This is a genomic window from Staphylococcus sp. GDY8P85P (genome assembly GCF_017892405.1).
Classification (GTDB): Bacteria; Bacillota; Bacilli; order Staphylococcales; family Staphylococcaceae; genus Staphylococcus; species Staphylococcus borealis.
Map to the genome: position 1 here is coordinate 44,037 of NZ_JAESLA010000021.1, position 18,827 is coordinate 62,863.

Annotated in this window: 14 protein-coding genes, 2 tRNA genes and 1 pseudogene; 11 read left to right on the forward strand and 6 right to left on the reverse strand. The window is 32.4% G+C overall.

Annotated features, from left to right (window positions below):
* Positions 1-384 precede the first annotated feature (384 nt).
* From KA828_RS05170 to KA828_RS05220, 11 genes are all read left to right on the forward strand, one after another.
* Positions 385-459: transfer RNA gene (locus tag KA828_RS05170), tRNA-Glu, on the forward strand.
* A gap of 7 nt (positions 460-466) precedes the next feature.
* Positions 467-539 (forward strand) — tRNA-Asp (locus tag KA828_RS05175).
* A gap of 518 nt (positions 540-1,057) precedes the next feature.
* On the forward strand, positions 1,058-1,759 hold the full coding sequence (gene yycF / locus KA828_RS05180; protein ID WP_011274375.1) for a response regulator YycF: 702 nt from the start codon (positions 1,058-1,060) through the stop codon (positions 1,757-1,759).
* A gap of 12 nt (positions 1,760-1,771) precedes the next feature.
* Complete coding sequence (walK, locus tag KA828_RS05185; RefSeq protein ID WP_107629409.1) at positions 1,772-3,598, forward strand: cell wall metabolism sensor histidine kinase WalK; 1,827 nt, start codon at positions 1,772-1,774, stop codon at positions 3,596-3,598.
* Positions 3,588-4,922, forward strand: coding sequence for a YycH family regulatory protein (locus KA828_RS05190; protein ID WP_210125615.1), 1,335 nt, complete (start codon positions 3,588-3,590; stop codon positions 4,920-4,922). Before walK ends, KA828_RS05190 begins: the two co-directional genes overlap by 11 nt.
* Positions 4,923-5,714 carry a two-component system regulatory protein YycI gene (locus KA828_RS05195; RefSeq protein ID WP_053030342.1) on the forward strand — a complete coding sequence of 264 codons (792 nt, stop codon included), beginning with the start codon at positions 4,923-4,925 and terminating at the stop codon, positions 5,712-5,714. It begins immediately after the preceding gene.
* A gap of 575 nt (positions 5,715-6,289) precedes the next feature.
* A complete protein-coding gene (locus tag KA828_RS05200) occupies positions 6,290-7,090 on the forward strand; it encodes an MBL fold metallo-hydrolase (RefSeq protein ID WP_053030343.1) in 801 nt (266 codons plus the stop codon).
* A gap of 403 nt (positions 7,091-7,493) precedes the next feature.
* Positions 7,494-7,973, forward strand: a complete 480-nt coding sequence (rlmH, locus tag KA828_RS05205) for a 23S rRNA (pseudouridine(1915)-N(3))-methyltransferase RlmH (RefSeq protein ID WP_210125617.1) — start codon at positions 7,494-7,496, stop codon at positions 7,971-7,973.
* 170 nt (positions 7,974-8,143) lie between these two features.
* Complete coding sequence (locus tag KA828_RS05210) at positions 8,144-10,150, forward strand: site-specific DNA-methyltransferase (protein ID WP_107389453.1); 2,007 nt, start codon at positions 8,144-8,146, stop codon at positions 10,148-10,150.
* Position 10,151: 1 nt separating this feature from the next.
* Entirely contained in the window at positions 10,152-13,142 is a 2,991-nt protein-coding gene (locus tag KA828_RS05215) for a type III restriction-modification system endonuclease (protein ID WP_210125619.1), read from the forward strand.
* A gap of 129 nt (positions 13,143-13,271) precedes the next feature.
* Positions 13,272-14,234 (forward strand): hypothetical protein, encoded by a 963-nt coding sequence (locus tag KA828_RS05220; protein ID WP_210125621.1) that lies wholly within the window; start codon positions 13,272-13,274, stop codon positions 14,232-14,234.
* 1,257 nt (positions 14,235-15,491) lie between these two features.
* On the opposite strand, the gene KA828_RS05225 is transcribed toward KA828_RS05220, so the two are convergent.
* The 6 genes and pseudogenes from KA828_RS05225 to KA828_RS05250 all read right to left on the reverse strand — a co-directional run bounded on the left by KA828_RS05225 (position 15,492) and on the right by KA828_RS05250 (position 18,814).
* Positions 15,492-15,713 (reverse strand): hypothetical protein, encoded by a 222-nt coding sequence (locus tag KA828_RS05225; RefSeq protein WP_210125622.1) that lies wholly within the window; start codon positions 15,711-15,713, stop codon positions 15,492-15,494.
* 14 nt (positions 15,714-15,727) lie between these two features.
* Positions 15,728-16,230: pseudogene (locus KA828_RS05230) on the reverse strand (DUF1643 domain-containing protein).
* Between the two features lie 15 nt (positions 16,231-16,245).
* On the reverse strand, positions 16,246-16,557 hold the full coding sequence (locus KA828_RS05235; protein ID WP_210125625.1) for a DUF960 domain-containing protein: 312 nt from the start codon (positions 16,555-16,557) through the stop codon (positions 16,246-16,248).
* Positions 16,558-16,643: 86 nt separating this feature from the next.
* Positions 16,644-16,994, reverse strand: a complete 351-nt coding sequence (locus tag KA828_RS05240; protein ID WP_210125627.1) for an SAUGI family uracil-DNA glycosylase inhibitor — start codon at positions 16,992-16,994, stop codon at positions 16,644-16,646.
* 529 nt (positions 16,995-17,523) lie between these two features.
* A complete protein-coding gene (locus KA828_RS13125) occupies positions 17,524-17,712 on the reverse strand; it encodes a hypothetical protein (protein ID WP_232726261.1) in 189 nt (62 codons plus the stop codon).
* Positions 17,713-18,286: 574 nt separating this feature from the next.
* Positions 18,287-18,814, reverse strand: coding sequence for a hypothetical protein (locus tag KA828_RS05250; protein WP_100442606.1), 528 nt, complete (start codon positions 18,812-18,814; stop codon positions 18,287-18,289).
* Positions 18,815-18,827: the final 13 nt, after the last annotated feature.

Genomic DNA, 18,827 nt, shown 5'->3' on the forward strand with positions numbered 1-18,827 from the left:
CAATCTGCTCACTGAAACCCGATTATCAAAACAAGGTGTGGAAGTGAGCGTTTAGGTTGTGAGCAATTACTAGCGTTAAGCAAAAACTGTTCTTTAGTTTTAGCGCGATGCGTATAATTGTTGAGCAATCTGCTCACTGAAACCCGTTCATCATTCCGGAAATACCATTTATTTTTGTAGGCATTGATTCGTTCAGTGCCTATTTTTTTATACAAATATGAGTGTGAAAAGATTATAAAATGGTACATATTTTATCTTAAAACCATTGTTACAATAATGCTTTTCTAAAAATTAAGGGATTTATAAAAAAATATTAAAATTATGTAAAAAATGTCTTGTCTTCAAAATAAAGCCTGTGCTATAATCTATCTTGTGCTTAAGAACGGCTCCTTGGTCAAGCGGTTAAGACACCGCCCTTTCACGGCGGTAACACGGGTTCGAGTCCCGTAGGAGTCACCATTTTTTAGGTCTCGTAGTGTAGCGGTTAACACGCCTGCCTGTCACGCAGGAGATCGCGGGTTCGATTCCCGTCGAGACCGTATTGCTTATCCAAAAGGATAGGCATTTTTTTATGCCTTCATCATGCTATTTATCATATATTATTTTTAATACCTTTTTGAAATCTTTTCCCAAAAAATCAATACAAACTAAATCAAAATATTGTAAGACATTCATTTGCATTACAAATAGATGACGTCGCAACAGAATCTTAATATTAATCATCGGTTTAAAATAGAATGCTTGCTACACAACTATTGAGTCGTATCATCTTTCTGTAATAATCCGTTGAATAGGCGTCACTACGACTTTTGTCCCGTATTCAAAGGGTTCAACTTATTTGTAATATTAAATTAGAGTGGTAAACTTTAAACGAATATTATTCTATAATTTTAAATATGAAAATAGAATTACATGAATATTAATGGTAAATTATATAGTAGATTAATATGCGCTATAAACTTATTAAAACGCATCAAATCACAGTTTAATCTTTACTAATTTATAAGAATGAATATTGAAATATAGAACTATAATTTGAGAAATGAGGTTTATAGATATGGCAAGAAAAGTAGTTGTTGTCGATGACGAAAAGCCAATTGCGGACATCTTAGAATTTAATTTGAAAAAAGAAGGTTATGATGTTTACTGTGCCTATGATGGTAATGATGCAGTAGATTTAATATATGAAGAAGAACCAGATATCGTATTATTAGACATCATGTTACCTGGTCGTGACGGTATGGAAGTGTGCCGTGAAGTACGTAAGAAATTTGAAATGCCTATTATTATGTTAACAGCGAAAGACTCTGAAATCGATAAAGTATTAGGCCTTGAACTGGGTGCAGATGACTATGTTACGAAACCGTTCAGTACACGTGAATTAATCGCACGTGTGAAAGCGAACTTACGTCGTCATTATTCTCAGCCAGCGCAAGAGGTAAGTGGTACGACAAATGAAATTACAATCAAAGATATTGTGATTTATCCAGACGCTTACTCTATTAAGAAGCGCGGGGAAGATATTGAATTGACACACAGAGAGTTTGAACTCTTCCACTATCTTTCTAAACATATGGGTCAAGTGATGACACGTGAACATTTATTACAAACTGTGTGGGGCTATGATTACTTTGGTGACGTGCGTACAGTTGACGTAACGATTCGTCGTTTACGTGAGAAGATTGAAGACGATCCTTCACACCCTGAGTATATTGTGACACGTAGAGGCGTTGGATACTTCCTCCAACAACACGATTAGGAGTTTGCGACTATGAAGTGGCTGAAACAGTTACAATCCCTTCACACCAAGCTCGTTATTGTTTATGTGTTATTGATTATTATTGGAATGCAGATTATCGGTCTGTATTTCACTAATAGTTTAGAAAAAGAACTGACAAATAACTTCATGAAGAATATTAAGCAATATGCGACACAGCTTGAAGTTAATATTGAGCGTATATATAGAGATGATCCATCTAATGCTCAAAAAGAAGTTCAAAGTTTATTAAATGAGTATGCCAACCGTCAAGAAATTGAAGAAATTCGTTTTATTGACAAAGATCAAATCATAATGGCTACAGCGAAGATATCATCGCATAACATGATCAATCAAAAGGTAAATGATAACTCCGTTCAAAAAGCCTTATCGCTAGGTGAATCTAATAGTCATAATGTCTTAAAAGACTATGGCAGCGGTAAAGAACGAATTTGGATTTACAATTTGCCAGTCAAAAATGGCAATGAGACGATTGGTAATATTTACATAGAATCGAATATCAATGATGTCTATAATCAGTTGAACAACATCAATCAAATCTTCATTATTGGTACTGCGATTTCCCTATTCATTACAGTGATACTTGGTTTCTTTATCGCAAGGACGATTACAAGGCCGATTACGGATATGCGTAATCAGACGGTAGAGATGTCTAAAGGTAATTACACACAACGCGTTAAGATATATGGTAATGACGAAATCGGTGAATTAGCTTTAGCCTTCAATAACCTATCTAAGCGTGTTCAAGAAGCACAAGCGAATACTGAGAGTGAGAAACGTCGATTAGACTCAGTTATCACACATATGAGTGACGGTATTATCGCAACAGACCGACGTGGTCGTGTGCGTATCGTCAATGATATGGCCATCAAAATGCTAGGTATGGCTAAAGAAGATTTAATTGGCTACTATATGCTTAGTGTATTGAATTTAGAAGATGAGTTCTCATTGGATGAAATTCAAGAGAATAATGATAGTTTCTTACTAGATATGAATGAAGATGAAGGGATTATCGCACGTGTGAATTTCAGTACAATTGTTCAAGAAACTGGATTTGTGACGGGTTACATAGCGGTATTACATGATGTTACTGAGCAACAACAAGTTGAACGTGAACGTCGTGAATTCGTTGCAAACGTATCACACGAATTGCGTACACCTTTAACATCTATGAACAGTTATATAGAGGCACTTGAAGAAGGTGCTTGGAAAGATGACAATTTAGCACCATCATTCTTATCCGTTACACGTGAAGAGACAGAACGAATGATTCGTCTTGTTAATGATTTACTTCAATTATCGAAAATGGATAACGAATCTGAACAAATTACGAAAGAAATTGTCGACTTTAACATGTTCATCAATAAGATTATTAATCGTCATGAAATGGCAGCCAAGGACACGACATTTGTACGTGAAATTCCATCTGAAACGATCTTCACAGAAATCGATCCAGATAAGATGACGCAAGTGTTTGATAACGTCATTACGAATGCGATGAAATACTCTCGTGGTGAAAAACGCGTCGAGTTCCACGTGAAACAGAATGCGTTATATAATCGTATGACGATTCGTATTAAAGATAATGGTATCGGTATCCCGATTAACAAAGTGGATAAAATCTTTGATCGTTTCTATCGTGTAGACAAAGCGCGTACACGTAAAATGGGTGGTACTGGTTTAGGACTAGCCATTTCGAAAGAGATTGTAGAAGCACACAATGGACGTATTTGGGCAAACAGTGTTGAAGGACAAGGTACATCGATATTTATTACACTTCCATGTGAAGTTATAGACGACGGTGATTGGGATGAAGAGTAAAGAACATATTAAATCGATTATTCTTTTCCTATTAGTCATGATGAGTGTGGTACTAACGTTTATGGTATGGAATTTCTCGCCAGACTTGAATAACATCGATAGTACAGATAGTAAAAAGAGCAATACTAAGACAATCGGTAAGCCAATGTCTGCCAATATCGAAAATGTCATAGCGCCGTATCAAATTGTAGAAGTTAAAGGCGATAAAGTGAAAGGTTTGGCACCTTCTCGAGCGCAGTTGTCTCAAGTCATAGGTACATTGAAAAATCACGAAGTCAGTAAAGTGGAACACATTCAACGAGATTATAATTTAAATATCCCAATGTTAAATGACCACCACTTTACTGTACTGGATTTCACTTATGATATGCCTTTAACAACGTATTTAGGCCAAGTGTTAAATTCATCAGCGAAAGTACCAAAAAATTTCAAATTTAATCGAATCATCGTTAGCCAAAACTCTAAAGGTAATTTAGAATTGTTTGCGATTAGCGAAGACCGTCATGAAGTTATGAAAGTAACGATGACTGCAAAGGCAAATCACTTTATTAAAGTGATGGATCATTTAAATAATGAAATGCAGAAATATTCAGAAGTGATTACGAATAAAGATACGATTGATAAAGCGACGCATATATTCGCACCAAGTCATCCGAAAGATATGCGTTCATACCGTATGGTTTATGATACGATTCCAGTCGAAACCATGAATGCGATTTTATTTGACGATTCAGTGATTATCCGAAGCGGTAAGAGTGGTTCGACGACGTATAATAACAACACTGGTGTAGCGAACTATAATGATGAAAGCAAAAAATATCATTATAAAAATTTATCTGAAGATGAATCGAGTTCGAGTGATATGGACTCAACCATTCCAAGCACATTTGAATATATTAATGGGCATGGTGGCTTCTTTAACGATGATTTCCGTCTGTTCAATACAGATAATTCATCCGGTGAATTAACGTATCAACTCTTCCTCAATGGCTATCCAACATTTAATGATCAACAATTAAATGATATTGAAGTGACTTGGGGAGACAAAGGTATTTATGATTATAAACGCGCTTTATTACGTTCTAGTGTACCTCTAGAGGGTGAAACGAAGTCACTGGATAGCGTTGAAAGTGTGCGTTCTTCATTGGCAAATAATCATAACCTAGATTTTGAAAAGGTTACGAATATGGTCATTGGCTATAAAGAGGATGATCGACCTGATAAAGATGATATAGAAGTGCAACGTAATAGTGAGCTTGTGCCAACGTGGTATATTCAATACGATGGCGATTGGTATGCTTATAAGGATGGGAGGCTTGAATAAATGAATTGGAAACGAACGAAGACATTGTTTATTTTCGTATTTATTCTAGTCAATATCCTGCTTGTATTGATATACGTGAATAAGGTTACGAAGTCTCAAATCAATGAATCTGAAAGTGATAATGAAGTTAAATTTCAACAAGAAGAAATTAAAATTTCGAATGATCTGCTAAATAAAGATGTGAGTGGTACGAAGATGCAGATGATTACAGCTAAGTCTAAAGACTTTAAGAGTTATGCGAAAGGTAAGTCCTCATTAGAAACGGAGGATTCAGGTAATACGTTAACAGGTGAAATCGATAGTACGGTTAATGTGAGTGATAGTAATTTAAGTGATTTAAAAGACTATATCATGAGCAACATTTACAATGGTAAGATGTATCAACTTGGCGATGTTTCATCTAATGCTGTGACATACGAGCAAACGTATGAAGGTTATCCTTTGATGAATAATAACAAAGCACGTTTACGTTTTAATGTAAATGATGGTAAAGCGACAAGTTATGAGCAATCTGCAATGAATAAGATTGAACCTGCGAAGAGTGATAATAATCCTAAGAAACAGGTCATCACACCACGTAAAGCGATTGAAACGTTATACTTTAACCGTTACTTAAAATCAGGCGATGAAGTGTTGGATGCACGATTAGGATATTATTCTGTTGTGAGAGAAACGAACGTGCAGTTGTTGCAAGCCAACTGGGAAATTAAAGTGAAACATAAAGGTAAGGAAGACGTGAAGACCTATTATGTTGAAGCGACATCATCAAATCCAAAAGTGATTGATAACTAGGGAGCAGGGTTGTAAAGAAATTCTTAGATGAATATTTACTCATTCTGTTGTGATGCTTGCCTAGGGGGATGGGTCGAGCCGCGGTCTCGACACTCATCCTACTCCCTCAGGCGTCACACAACGTCATTCGTAGTTCATCTTTAGAATTTCTTACATAAGTGTGCTAGCACTTATGTTCATTAATAATAAACATAGGAGTCTCCGCAACTATGTTTCGTTATCTATCTTAGAACTGCGTATGTAAGTGTGTGAATGGTTATTTTCAATAGATTACCCTTCTCTGTTCTTAATTAGAAAGAAATGGTATTTGGTGTGTGAAGTTTAGTGAGTGTGTGGGGCTACGATGGTCTCATGCACTTATTTTATTTATATGTGTGAGTGTTGTACATAAACAAGGGATTGGAACTTTAATTTTTGTATTGGTATAGTATAATATAAAGGTATTTTAGAGGACTAGAATGTTTCGAATGATATGGTTTGTTCGAAACTTCATTTTTTTAATTAAAGAGTGCAGAATATAAGGAATTAGACTGAAGGCACTCTAAACATAATGTAAGTTGTCGGAAGTAGAAAGGATGAGCCGCTTGATACGTATGAGTGTATTGGCGAGTGGTAGTACAGGGAATGCCACTTATGTTGAAAGTGATAAAGGCAGTCTATTAGTAGATGTTGGACTCACTGGCAAGAAGATGGAAGCGTTATTTAGTCAAATTGATAGAAATATAAAAGATTTAAACGGCATTCTAGTTACTCATGAACATAGTGACCATATTAAAGGTTTGGGTGTACTTGCGCGTAAATATGGTTTACCGATTTATGCGAATGAAAATACTTGGAAAGCAATAGAGAAGAAGGATAGTAAAATTCCAATGGATCAAAAATTCATTTTTAATCCGTATGAAACAAAATCAATTGCAGGTTTTGATATTGAATCATTTAATGTATCGCATGATGCGATTGATCCACAGTTTTACATTTTCCATAACAATTATAAGAAGTTTACTATAATCACAGATACAGGCTATGTTTCAGATAGAATGAAAGGTATGATTCAAGGTAGTGATGCTTTTATGTTCGAGAGTAATCATGATGTGGATATGTTACGTATGTGCCGCTATCCTTGGAAGACGAAGCAACGTATTTTAAGTGATATGGGGCATGTGTCTAATGAAGATGCAGGACTAGCGATGACGGACGTGATTACAGGTAATACGAAACGTATCTACCTTTCACACTTATCACAGGATAACAATATGAAAGATTTAGCACGTATGAGCGTTGGACAAGTATTAAATGAACATGATATAGACACTGAAAAAGAAGTGCTATTATGTGATACAGATAAAGCCCAAGCTACACCGATATATACATTGTAATTATTTAGACGAACGACCTACTTATAAACTTAGTATTTGTAAGTAGGTCGTTTTTTATGTATTGAGTTAATTATCTAATAATTTGGACTATACATGATTATTCAAAATGAACCTTATTATAACAAGATTTAGCTTAAATCTGTGAATAAATATTTAAGACTTACTTAAAGTTATCCCCAAAATGAGGGTGAGTTATCCACTTTTGTGTATAATACACACAGAAATACTCACATTATTCACAGACTTATCCACATATATACAAGGATAATCTCACGAAATGGGGATATTTTAAAAGATTTTCCCGTAATTCGTATACATTACTGTTATAATTAGAGGGAATTCTGTTAACAAGTTGATAACTTGTGGATAAGTAGGATAACTATTAACATCTATGGAGGATTTTATGAAGATAACAATCTTAGCTGTGGGTAAATTAAAAGAAAAATATTGGAAACAGGCTATATCAGAATATGAAAAAAGATTAGGTGCTTATTCCAAAATTGAAATTATTGAAGTACCTGATGAAAAAGCACCTGAAAATATGAGTGATAAAGAAATAGAACAAGTGAAAGAAAAAGAAGGCCAACGCTTATTAGCTAAAATAAAACCACAAGCCACAGTCATTACTTTAGAAATACAAGGTAAAATGTTGTCCTCAGAAGGTTTATCTGAGGAAATGCAACGACGCATGACACAAGGACAAAGTGATTTCGTCTTTGTGATTGGCGGATCAAACGGATTACATGAAGACGTCTTAAAACGCAGCAACTACACACTTTCATTCAGTAAAATGACATTTCCACATCAAATGATGCGCGTCGTCTTAATCGAACAAGTATACAGAGCATTTAAGATCATGCGAGGCGAAGCGTATCATAAATGATGCGGTTTATTTTCCCAATCCTAATTTGATATAATTAATTTACAATGAAACTATGATTAAAGTAATTCTATTAAAAAGGAAAAAATGTTGCTAAACTGAAAATAATCATGAACATGGTGAAATTTGAGTAATTAAATCATTAAAATAAAACATGAGGAGTGTTTCTCTATATGTTAAAGAAAATTTATGAAGAAAATGAACAAATTAAGGCAAATAGCGAAGAAATTAAAAAGCTAAAGTTATATTTCCCACAATACTTTGATAAAGATGGTAACTTTAAGATTGATACATTTAAGTCTATGTTACAAGAAGATGAGGTTGATTTTACAAAAGAAGGATATGAGTTAGATTTTTTAGGTAAATCATATGCACGTTATGAAGCTTCATTAGCAACTGAAACAGTTATTACACCTGATACAGAACATAATAACTTTGAAATAAATAAAAATAGTGAGAATTTATACATTGTTGGAGATAATATTGATGCGCTCAAGCATTTATTAAAGTCATATGCAAGCAAGATTAAGTGTATTTATATAGATCCACCATACAATACGGGTAATGATGGTTTTGTTTATCCAGACACATTTAGGTTCAGCGTTGACGAACTAACACAAAAATTAGGTATTGAAGAGGAAGAAGCAAAGCGTATTCTTGATTTAAACGGAAAAAGTACCCACTCTGCATGGATGACGTTTATGTATCCTCGATTAATGCTAGCTAGAGATTTAATTACAGATGACGGATTTATTTTTATTTCAATTGATGATAATGAACAAGCAAATTTGAAAATACTTTGTGATGAAATTTTTGGTGAAGAAAACTTTGTTAGTACTCTTTCAATTGAAAATAATCCAAAAGGGCGAAAAAACTCTGATCATGTTTCAGTAAGCTCAGAGTATATTCATATTTATTCTAAGTCTTTTAATCTCTCTCATTTTAAAGAAACAATTCCGAAGAATGCATCAGATATGACGCTAGACGAAAATGGAAGATATGTACATAATAGTGGAAAAAGAGTTTTGGTTGGTGAAAACTCATTTAATGATGATGTAAAAGACATAGAATCTAAAAAAAATTATTCAGTTTATTATAATAAAGAAAAGAATGAAATGTTATTAAAAAAAGAGTCTCTTTCAGAGATTGACGAAAATCTAATTTCCCAAGGATATACTAACTATAAATCGTACTACAAGGGTAACTTAAAGGAAAATACATACACTAGTAAAACTCTTGAAGAAATGTTTGAGAAACAACAACTTGATTTTCAGGACGGAAAAATTTACGAAAAAAATTATAAAGATACAATAAGGATTAAGAGTCAAATTTCAAATAAAAAATACAAAGCTATAGTTAATGGCGAAGAAAAAATGTTTAATATAGAACTAACTACGACAGGTGCAGGTAATCATTTGAAAAGATTGTTTAAATCTGAAAAACCTTACTTTTCAGCACCAAAGAATGTGGGTTTAATTAAAGAAATTATTAAGTTGATTGATGATTCTGATTTTTATGTTTTAGATTTTTTCTCTGGTTCTGCTACAACATCAGAAGCTGTTATGCAGTTGAATTCAGAGGATAATGCAGATAGAAAATTTATCTTAGTTCAGTTACCAGAGATTATTCAAGAAAAAGAATTAGCATATAAAGCTGGTTACAGAACACTAGATGAGATTGGGCGAGAGAGAATTATGCTGGCTGCTAAAAAAATAAGAGTAGAAACTGAAGCGGATATTGATTATGGTGTAAAGCTTTATCGATTGAATAAACCGAGTGAAAATACAATGAATGATATCGTCGATTTTGATCCGCATAACATAGAGCTAATTTCTCAAGACTTTATTACACCGTTTGAATTTAATGGTGAAAAAGGTGAAACAACTATTTTAACAACATGGTTAAATCAAGATGGATATGGTCTTATTGCTAAACCAGTGGATTATTTATTACATACATACATAGCTAAACGATATCAGAATAGCATCTATATCGTAAAACCGGGACTTTCTTCTGAAGATGTAATGGAATTAGTTAGAATCCTGGAAATGAATGAGTTACAGATTAATCGTATAGTAGTTTATGCATATTCTCTAGATTTTAATGTAATTCATGAATTAAAGACAAATTTAGCTAACTTGAAAAATAATCAATCAGTCTTATTGATTGAGAGGTATTAATATGGTTATTAAATTAGAAAAAAACTTGCCACACCAATTAAGTGCTATAAAGGCAGTCAATACCGTGTTTGAGGATGTTGATATGTTGACTGAGAATCCTGTTCATCAAAATCCGCTTATCGATTTGAGCAATCCCAAAATAAAAAGCAATATAAGTTCTATTTGGGAAGGACAAGTTGATGGATTGGAACCAATTCCTCATGCATTAAGACGAAGTATTGATGATGGTATTTTGGGATTAGATATTAAAATGGAGACTGGTACGGGAAAGACATATGTTTATACGCGTATGATGTATGAACTAAATAAACTAGGTTTTAATAAATTTATTCTTTTAGTTCCTTCCACACCGATTCGGGAAGGTACTCAAAAGTTCATTGAGGCAGACTATTCAAAGCGTGAGTTTTCTGATTTATACCCAGGACGCCAGATTGTTTTGAGCGTGTTGACTTCACAAAAGAAAGCAAAAGGACGTAAGATGTTTCCAACAGCTATTTCTGAGTTTGCTAGAGGGACACGTTTAGATCAGAGTAGGATACACACACTACTGATGACAGATTCGATGCTATTATCAAAAGCAACAATGGCTAAGGATGATTATGATCAAACATTACTAGGTACCTATACGCAACCTTACCAAACATTACGTGATACTCGTCCAATAGTTATAATTGATGAGCCACATCGGTTTAAGCGAGAGAATAAAGCATATGAAGCTATCGTTGAGGAACTACAGCCACAGATGATAATTCGCTTTGGTGCAACATTCCCTAATATTGATAAATCAGATGAGGTAGATTATAACAATCTAATTTATAATTTAGGAGCTTCACAGTCTTTTAATGCTAACTTAGTAAAAGGAGTGGCAACGCAAACTTTAGAAAACATAAATGAAGATGGTGAACGTTTAAAATTAATGAAATATACAATGAAACCTAAAGAGGTTCATTTCAGAAATGAAAAAACAAAAAAAAATTATGTTTTAACTGTAGGTGATGACCTAGGAGAAATTCACTCAGGTTTTTCGGGAATTAAAATTGAATCTCTAAGTCGCTCTGAAACTACATCTGCGAGTAAAGGAGTAACTATAACAAATGGACTTGTTATAAATGAAACAGACATCATCCATGAATCAACCTTTTCATCAACCTATCAAGAATTAATGATGAGACAAGCGGTGCGCAATCATCTTCGAATTGAACATGAAAATTTTATGAGAACAAATAAGATTAAAACGCTAAGTTTGTTCTTCATCGACAGTATTTACTCTTATAGAGGATCCAATGATACAAAGGGTCCTTTAAGAGTAAAATTTGAGGAAATACTCGCTGAAGAAACAACAAAATTAATAAATGAATACGAAGATTTGAAGGAATTAAATACTCTTCAATATGAATACCTTGATTTTCTAAAGGATAGTTTAAAAGATATTGATTTTAGTTCAGGTGGTTATTTTGCTGAGGATAACTCTATAAAGGATGAAGATATCAAAAAAGAAGTTGATCAAATCTTGAGAGACAAAGACAGTCTTTTGGCTTTCAAAGGTGAAAATGGTAAATGGAACACACGTCGATTTATTTTTTCTAAATGGACTCTACGTGAAGGTTGGGATAATCCAAATGTGTTTCAAATTGCTAAATTACGTTCATCGGGGAGTGATATATCTAAGCTGCAAGAGGTTGGGCGCGGATTAAGGTTACCTGTTGATGAATATGGACAGCGCATCTCTGATGAACAATTTTATTTGACTTATCTGATAGACTTTTCAGAAATTGATTTTGCAAAACGTTTAACGAATGAAATTAATGCTGAAGTTAGTCAATTGACACATATCAGAGACTTGATTTCAAAAGCAGCAGAAGATAGAAAAATGGAAGAAAAAGCACTCTTTATTGAATTGCTTCAAAAAGATTTAATCACTATGGACTATGAAATTGTATATGAAAATAGCGAAACTTTCTTTACAGAGTATCCCGAGTTTAACCGCGGATTGAAACCAGGTAAAGTCATTGAATCAAATAAGGAAAAGAAAACAACTGTTAAAATAATTTCAGAGAACTATAAGAAAATTAAATCTCTATGGAAAGAACTTAATCAGAAATATTATTTGAAATTGGAAAAAGCGAATGATGAACGGTTGTTGTCAGCAATAGAAGAAATACTATCGGATAAGCAAGATTCAATATATGTTAGAGAAAATGTCCATGTTACCGAAGAGCGAACTAAAATAAAAGATGGTGCCATGATTATTAAAGAAGAAATAGTAGATACTTATCTTCAAAATGAAAAGATACCTTATAATGAGTTCCTTATTCGGCTGAATAAAGGGACAGGTTTACCTGTACAATTGATACATCAAGGTTTAGTTAATTATTTTAAAAATAAAGAAATACCTACTTACTATTTTAATCGCACTACGTTAAGTAATTTTATCCAAAAGTTTAAATCTTGGTTCATAGAAGAATATGATGGGCATTATACCTATGAAAGATTGCATATCGATCGTGATGAGACAGCGTTAACAGATTATGAAGGTAAATTGAAAAAAGAAATTGTACAAGGTTCACTGGGACTTTACCGTGCAGAACATATAGTGACACCAGATAGTTTCTTATACGATACAGTGGTATATGATAGTCCAAAGGAATTAGCAACAATAAAAGAAACATCCTCTAATCGATTAAAAGATAAGGTGGTTGTTTTTGGAAAAATACCAAGAAAAAGTATTCAAGTACCTCTATATTTTGGTGGAACAGTCAGTCCAGATTTTATGTACGTTTTAGAAGATAATGAAGAAGAGTATCGAGTAGGCTTTATTGTAGAAACTAAGGATGTTAAAAACCGTGAAGGTCTACGTGGCGAAGAGAAAAATCGTATTCGTTCAGCACAATCATTTTTTGAAACAATGAAAGCCGAGGGAATGAATGTAGAGTTTAAAGCTCAATTGCAGAATGATGAAATTATTGAGATGATTGAACAGCTATTTGTTTAATGATTACTTTAAGAAATTGATTTGAAAAATTAAAAAAAATAGAAAAGTCCTTGTTTATCTAAAAAATAAGTTTAGGGCTTTTCTTTTTATAGTTATTATCAGTTATATATCGAGGAGTGGAGTGAAACCATGAAATATAAATTGATAAGAATAGACAATAAATTGTATACATCAATAAAAACGAAAAATAAAAATGTGGATAAAACATACATACCATCTGCTTATTTAGAAGCGATAAACAAACAAAAAAGATTTATTAATAATAGCGTTAATGTTTTAAATAAAATTCACATACCAAATTTTAATGTTAGTAGTAGTGTAACAATGAATTTAGAAACATTTAAAATACCTAAAATGAACTTTGTAACGCTAAATGACCTTATCACTGAAACAGTTGCCAAAGTTAATAAGATATTGAATGATAGTATAAAAGTGAAAATAAATCTTATTAATAATATTACCGCAAGTGTTGATCTTGATAAGATAAGAGAAACAGTTAGACAAATAACTGAAAGCTTAAGACAATTCATTGAATATTGCGAGCAGTATAAAATGAGTATGTCTTTAGAATATTTTTCTGATTACTATGATATCTATCTTGAAAAAAATAAAATTACAGATGAAGATATTTATGTAACTTTCAAAAAACATTTTGTCACTATTAAAGAAAATCTAATTGAAAATGATTTTTATCATATTAAAAATTCATATATTAAACGAATTTTAAATAATTTTGAAAATAAGCGGTATACTGAAGTAGCTATGTTATCCTTGTCGGTAATTGATTATCTGACCATATATAGAGCATGCAATGAAAAAAGAGAACCTAAGTACAAAAGTATAAATAACGTTTTGAATAAGCAAGTCCGTGATAATGAATCGGGTATAGAGGAAATTATTACACAATATACCGTGCAGCTGATTAAAAGTTATTATAGCAGTGATAACGACTTAGAAGATCCAAAATATATAAACAGAAATAGATTAATGCATGGCATAATGGATATTGAAACTATTAAAAAATTAGATTGTATAAAATTAATATATTTACTAGATGTTTTATCTTCTATGAATGTTCATTTTGTAGAATAATAAATATTCAAATTTATAATCAGTGATATTAGAATAAATAAACCGCCTTTCATTATATAGGCGGTTAAAAAATTTCAATTAAATCATCTGAAAATAGGATTTGAAATAGTGCTATGTAACGTCTCCCTGTTAAAACAGTAATAGCGCCAATCACTTTAAATACAAGGATTACCACCATGTAGTAGATACGTCGTTTTAAGAACTCTAATTCAACAAATAAAAGTACTAAAAATAATGAAAACAGCGATTGGAATGAAGATGAACAAAGAAAGCTTTAATAGCATCTAGATATCTCAATTCCTTAAGAAAAGGTGAAAATGCTCTAGAGTTAGCTACGGTGTTAAAAGATAATCTGGGGTTGAAGGGGCAATATGAATATCAAGTATTTTAACTACCTAATTATATAGAAGATGCAATTCAATGGGTGCGTGAATAACATGAATATTAATGCTCAAGAAAAATTGAAGAAGATTTTAAAGTACAAGCAGGTGCAAGGAAAACTGAATCTTTAGTTAATCATATCAAAAACGTAATACAAACTTCTGAAAATCTTCAACGCACGAGAAAGATTGCCTGTATTACATATACTAATATAGCTGTTGAGACAGTTTTAAAAGATTAGGAAAAAGCGTGTCAAATAGAGTAGACGTATCTACAATACATAGTTTTTTGTATAGAAATGTAGTTAAACCGTATTGTTACTTTTTACCACAAGAATATGAAGTTTGTATACAAAAGCTAAAAGGTCATAATGATTCAGTGGTAAATAGAAAATACGTGACTGAATGGTTAGAAGACGTGGATTTTGAAAAATAAAACATCCTAATAGTAAAAATCAACTTTTAAGATTTACTACTCAAAATAAAGCTTTGCAAAATTGGCTATTATCAATGAGACTCTCTTATAAAATATTGATATTTTATTCTTTTCATATGTACTAATTAGAGATTACTCATTTATCCTCACTGTTTTAAGTGATAAATATACTTATTTTTTATTGATGAATTTACTAGCTAGGAATACAAAATATAAGGATGCTCTGAAAACAACAAAAAGAAATATTAGTGAAAAAAGTATATATACCCCAAATTAACTGGTAGTATAATAAATATATTAGCCTTCATCCATAATCGAAGAATATTGTTGGCATTGTTATTAAAATAATAATTTAAAAAATAAAAAATAAATTCATGAGCATCCCTCACCGCAAAGTGAAGGATGCTCTGTTTTCACTATAATTAGTATTTAGTATAATGTTCACTTTGATAGGTGATAGTTAATAATTGTCTGTAAATCATTGTTAAGTACGGTTGCTATAGAGTCATCATTCATAAAATCATCATAGATGTTATCCAATATTTCTTCATCTTCAATTGCTGCGAAATGATGTACTAGCCCTTTTACAATTGAAATATAATTTTGCGATGCTAAGCAACTAGCAACCGTTCGCCAGTCTGACTGTATGGTTTCATGGTTCATAGATAATCCTCCTTTTATTTCAATGTCCATTTTTGACGCGCTTTAGGATTGAGTGGATGCATGATTTCATTTGTTGCTGGGTTTATAAGCTTTTTAATTTTTTTTTATGAGGCTTCAACATTTCCATTACTTGTTCGACACGTTCAACGACAACTGGACGCTTCGCATAAGCACCATAAGCTAGAATGACTGTGTCACTCTCACTAATTGCTTTCATTAAGTGAATGTCTGTGTGCTCATCGTATGGCTCGTTGATATGTTTGAGATTTTCTGGACTTTTAATATTAGAGAATAGATTTACAAGATATACAGCACCGTATCGTTCTGAATTAGCTAATTGGTTGAGGATAAGAACAGTTGTGAGATCGAGTGATAATACACCATCTAAATGAGGGTACATCGTTATCACTGTACAAGCGGGTTTCTTTTCGTCCCATGTTTTCTTGAGTAAGTAGCGGTGTTTTTTATCTCCGCTAAATATGGCTTCTGTGTGTATTGTACTGTTAATTGTATTCATATATCATCATTTCCTTTAGTATTCTTCTGGTAAAAGCATCACATAATAAAAAGCGTCTACGTCATCTTCACGAATGACGTAGACTTTCTTAGGTAATGCATTTTGATTTTTTACATAGTTTGTATAGTGATATTCCAATTTGTATGCGGGTTGTTCTTGTTCATGTGTGACTGACAGTATATTATTATCTTCTTGCAGTTTAAAAATGTGTAGGTAATCTGTATGAGGTTGATTATCCCGTTCTTTTACCATGTTCCAAAATAAGATTTGAAGGTCTAGAGATAGGTGTTCACTAATGCCTCTTGTAATGTATCGATTGATTTTCATACTATTTTCCTCCATTTTGCTTTTCTTTCATGATGTCAATCACTTCGTTAATGACTGTAACAGATATTTGTGCCACTTTGATCCAATTATTCATGGTGATTCCCTCCTTCTTTTAGTAGATGACGTTCATCGATAATCGTATTTTTAGTATCAGTGAGGTAGAGAAAATCCATATCAAAATGATCCAGATAACCAATGCTGATGAGTTGGTTATTGGCGTACATTAGAAATGGATAGATACTTAGCTCATGCAGCTCATCGTTATAGTAGGTATAAGTTTCAAGTGTAAGATGAGCAAGAGGAGAATGCTCTACAAAACGAGTAGGGAGTATATTTTCTGCTGCTTCCTCAAGTGCTTCACATTCCCATGTTTCGTTGTTAGATAGTTGGAATAGACGAGTTATATATTGTTTGAGTTCTTGAGTGATTGTTTCCATATCATTGCCTCCTAGATAGTGTGATAGTGATGTAGTTCATATACATCACTGAGATAATATATATTTGATTTATCATTTATTACGAATCCCGGTGGGAATATGAGAAAATTCCAATCAAAAACCCGGGATAAACGTTGGTGTAACAAGGAAATCCCGGAATCCCACTCATTTTGACTAACAATCAACTCATTATTTATAAGTATTAATAATTGTGCTGGGTCACTATTTCCTTATATATATTATTTATTTATAAAGAATAACGGGATTTTGGGATTGTGCTTGCACAATCCTTCTGCTTCATCGAGTAAGCAAATCCCATTCATTTCCCGGTAAAAAATCATCGTGGGATGTTCTTTAGCAATTTCAATATAAGCATCGTGTAGTTATGAAAAATTTTACGACAATGACTGTTTCATTAGATAAGTGTTATTGAAATTGATAAAGAGAATTCTTAAACTTAGTTAGAAACTTTAAAGAAAGAAAAAACGAAGTGCTTGAGGGCACTTCGTTAATATTACAATTGGTATTATTAATCTTCTTCACTAGAGCCGGTATCATCATCTGAATATACAGGTTTAGGACTACCTACATCTCCGCGGGGATTGTTTGGATTATAACCTATGAATGCTTGTTCATCTTTAGATAAATTATCTAATTTAATATACTTAATATTTTTATTGCAGTTTTCATTGTTCTTCCTCGCTGTCCTCTTCACCATATATTTTTAATCTTCCTTGAGATTCTAATAAATCTGTAGTTACTGTTCGTTCGCTATCTTCAATTTTTCCATCTCCATCTTCATCAAATTGCTCCGGATTTTGAGCTGCTTCATCAAGAGATCTATTTACAGCATCTTGATTAAAATTATTTTTTCCAGGAGGTTCCTCTTGGCCTTCTATTTGCTGAGTAGTGTTATTTTCACTAGTATTATTTGTTTGAGCAGTATTTTGTTCATTGTTACTATTGTTTTGCAGATTATTTTCTTGTGTATTATTGTTCTGAGCGGTATCTTGTTGAGTTGCGTTATTATTTGCAGATTCATCGTCAGAAGAGATGTTACTTTCATTATTGTTCGTTTCTTGTGAATTACTATTTTCATCTTTATCGTTTTTATTTTCTTTTTTATCTTTTTTTGTACTTTGCTGAGTAGTTTTTTGGTCTTCTTTATTTTCATTGTGATTAAAAGACTCTTTAGCAAAATTTACTACAAATAAAGCTAAACCAATAAATACGATTGATAGTATTGCAATTAATAGAATATTAATAATTTTTTTTCATATTTTACTCCTTATTTACTTAGTAGCATTGATAGCATCTGGATTACTTTTTAATTGATCTCTAATATAGTCTGAGTATTCATTACCTTTTTGATATTCAAATCTTCCTTCGACGACTTTTTTATCATCTTCGCTCATATTTTGAGTATAGTAATCCATCAATTCTTTGTTTGACATATCGTCTACGTTAGAAGTACTTTCAGAATTTTCATTTGTAGTGCTGTTTTGTTGATTATTTGTACTAGCTTGTTGTTGAGAGGTATTTGTTTCAATTGACTGATTTTCATTGTTATTAGTAGAAGTAGTGCTATTATCTTGCTCTTCAATACTAGTAGTGGTGCTTTGTTCATTGCTATTATTTTGAGAAGAACTATCTGAAGGTTTGTTATTTTTATCTTTAGACGTTTCATGTTGATGTTTATCAACAATTTTAGTATCACTGTCACTCCACATATCTTTAGCGAAATTAAGAACAAATAAAACTAATCCAATGAAGACGACTGAAAGTATCGCAATTAATAAGATATTAATAATTTTTTTCATTCATTTTTCCCCT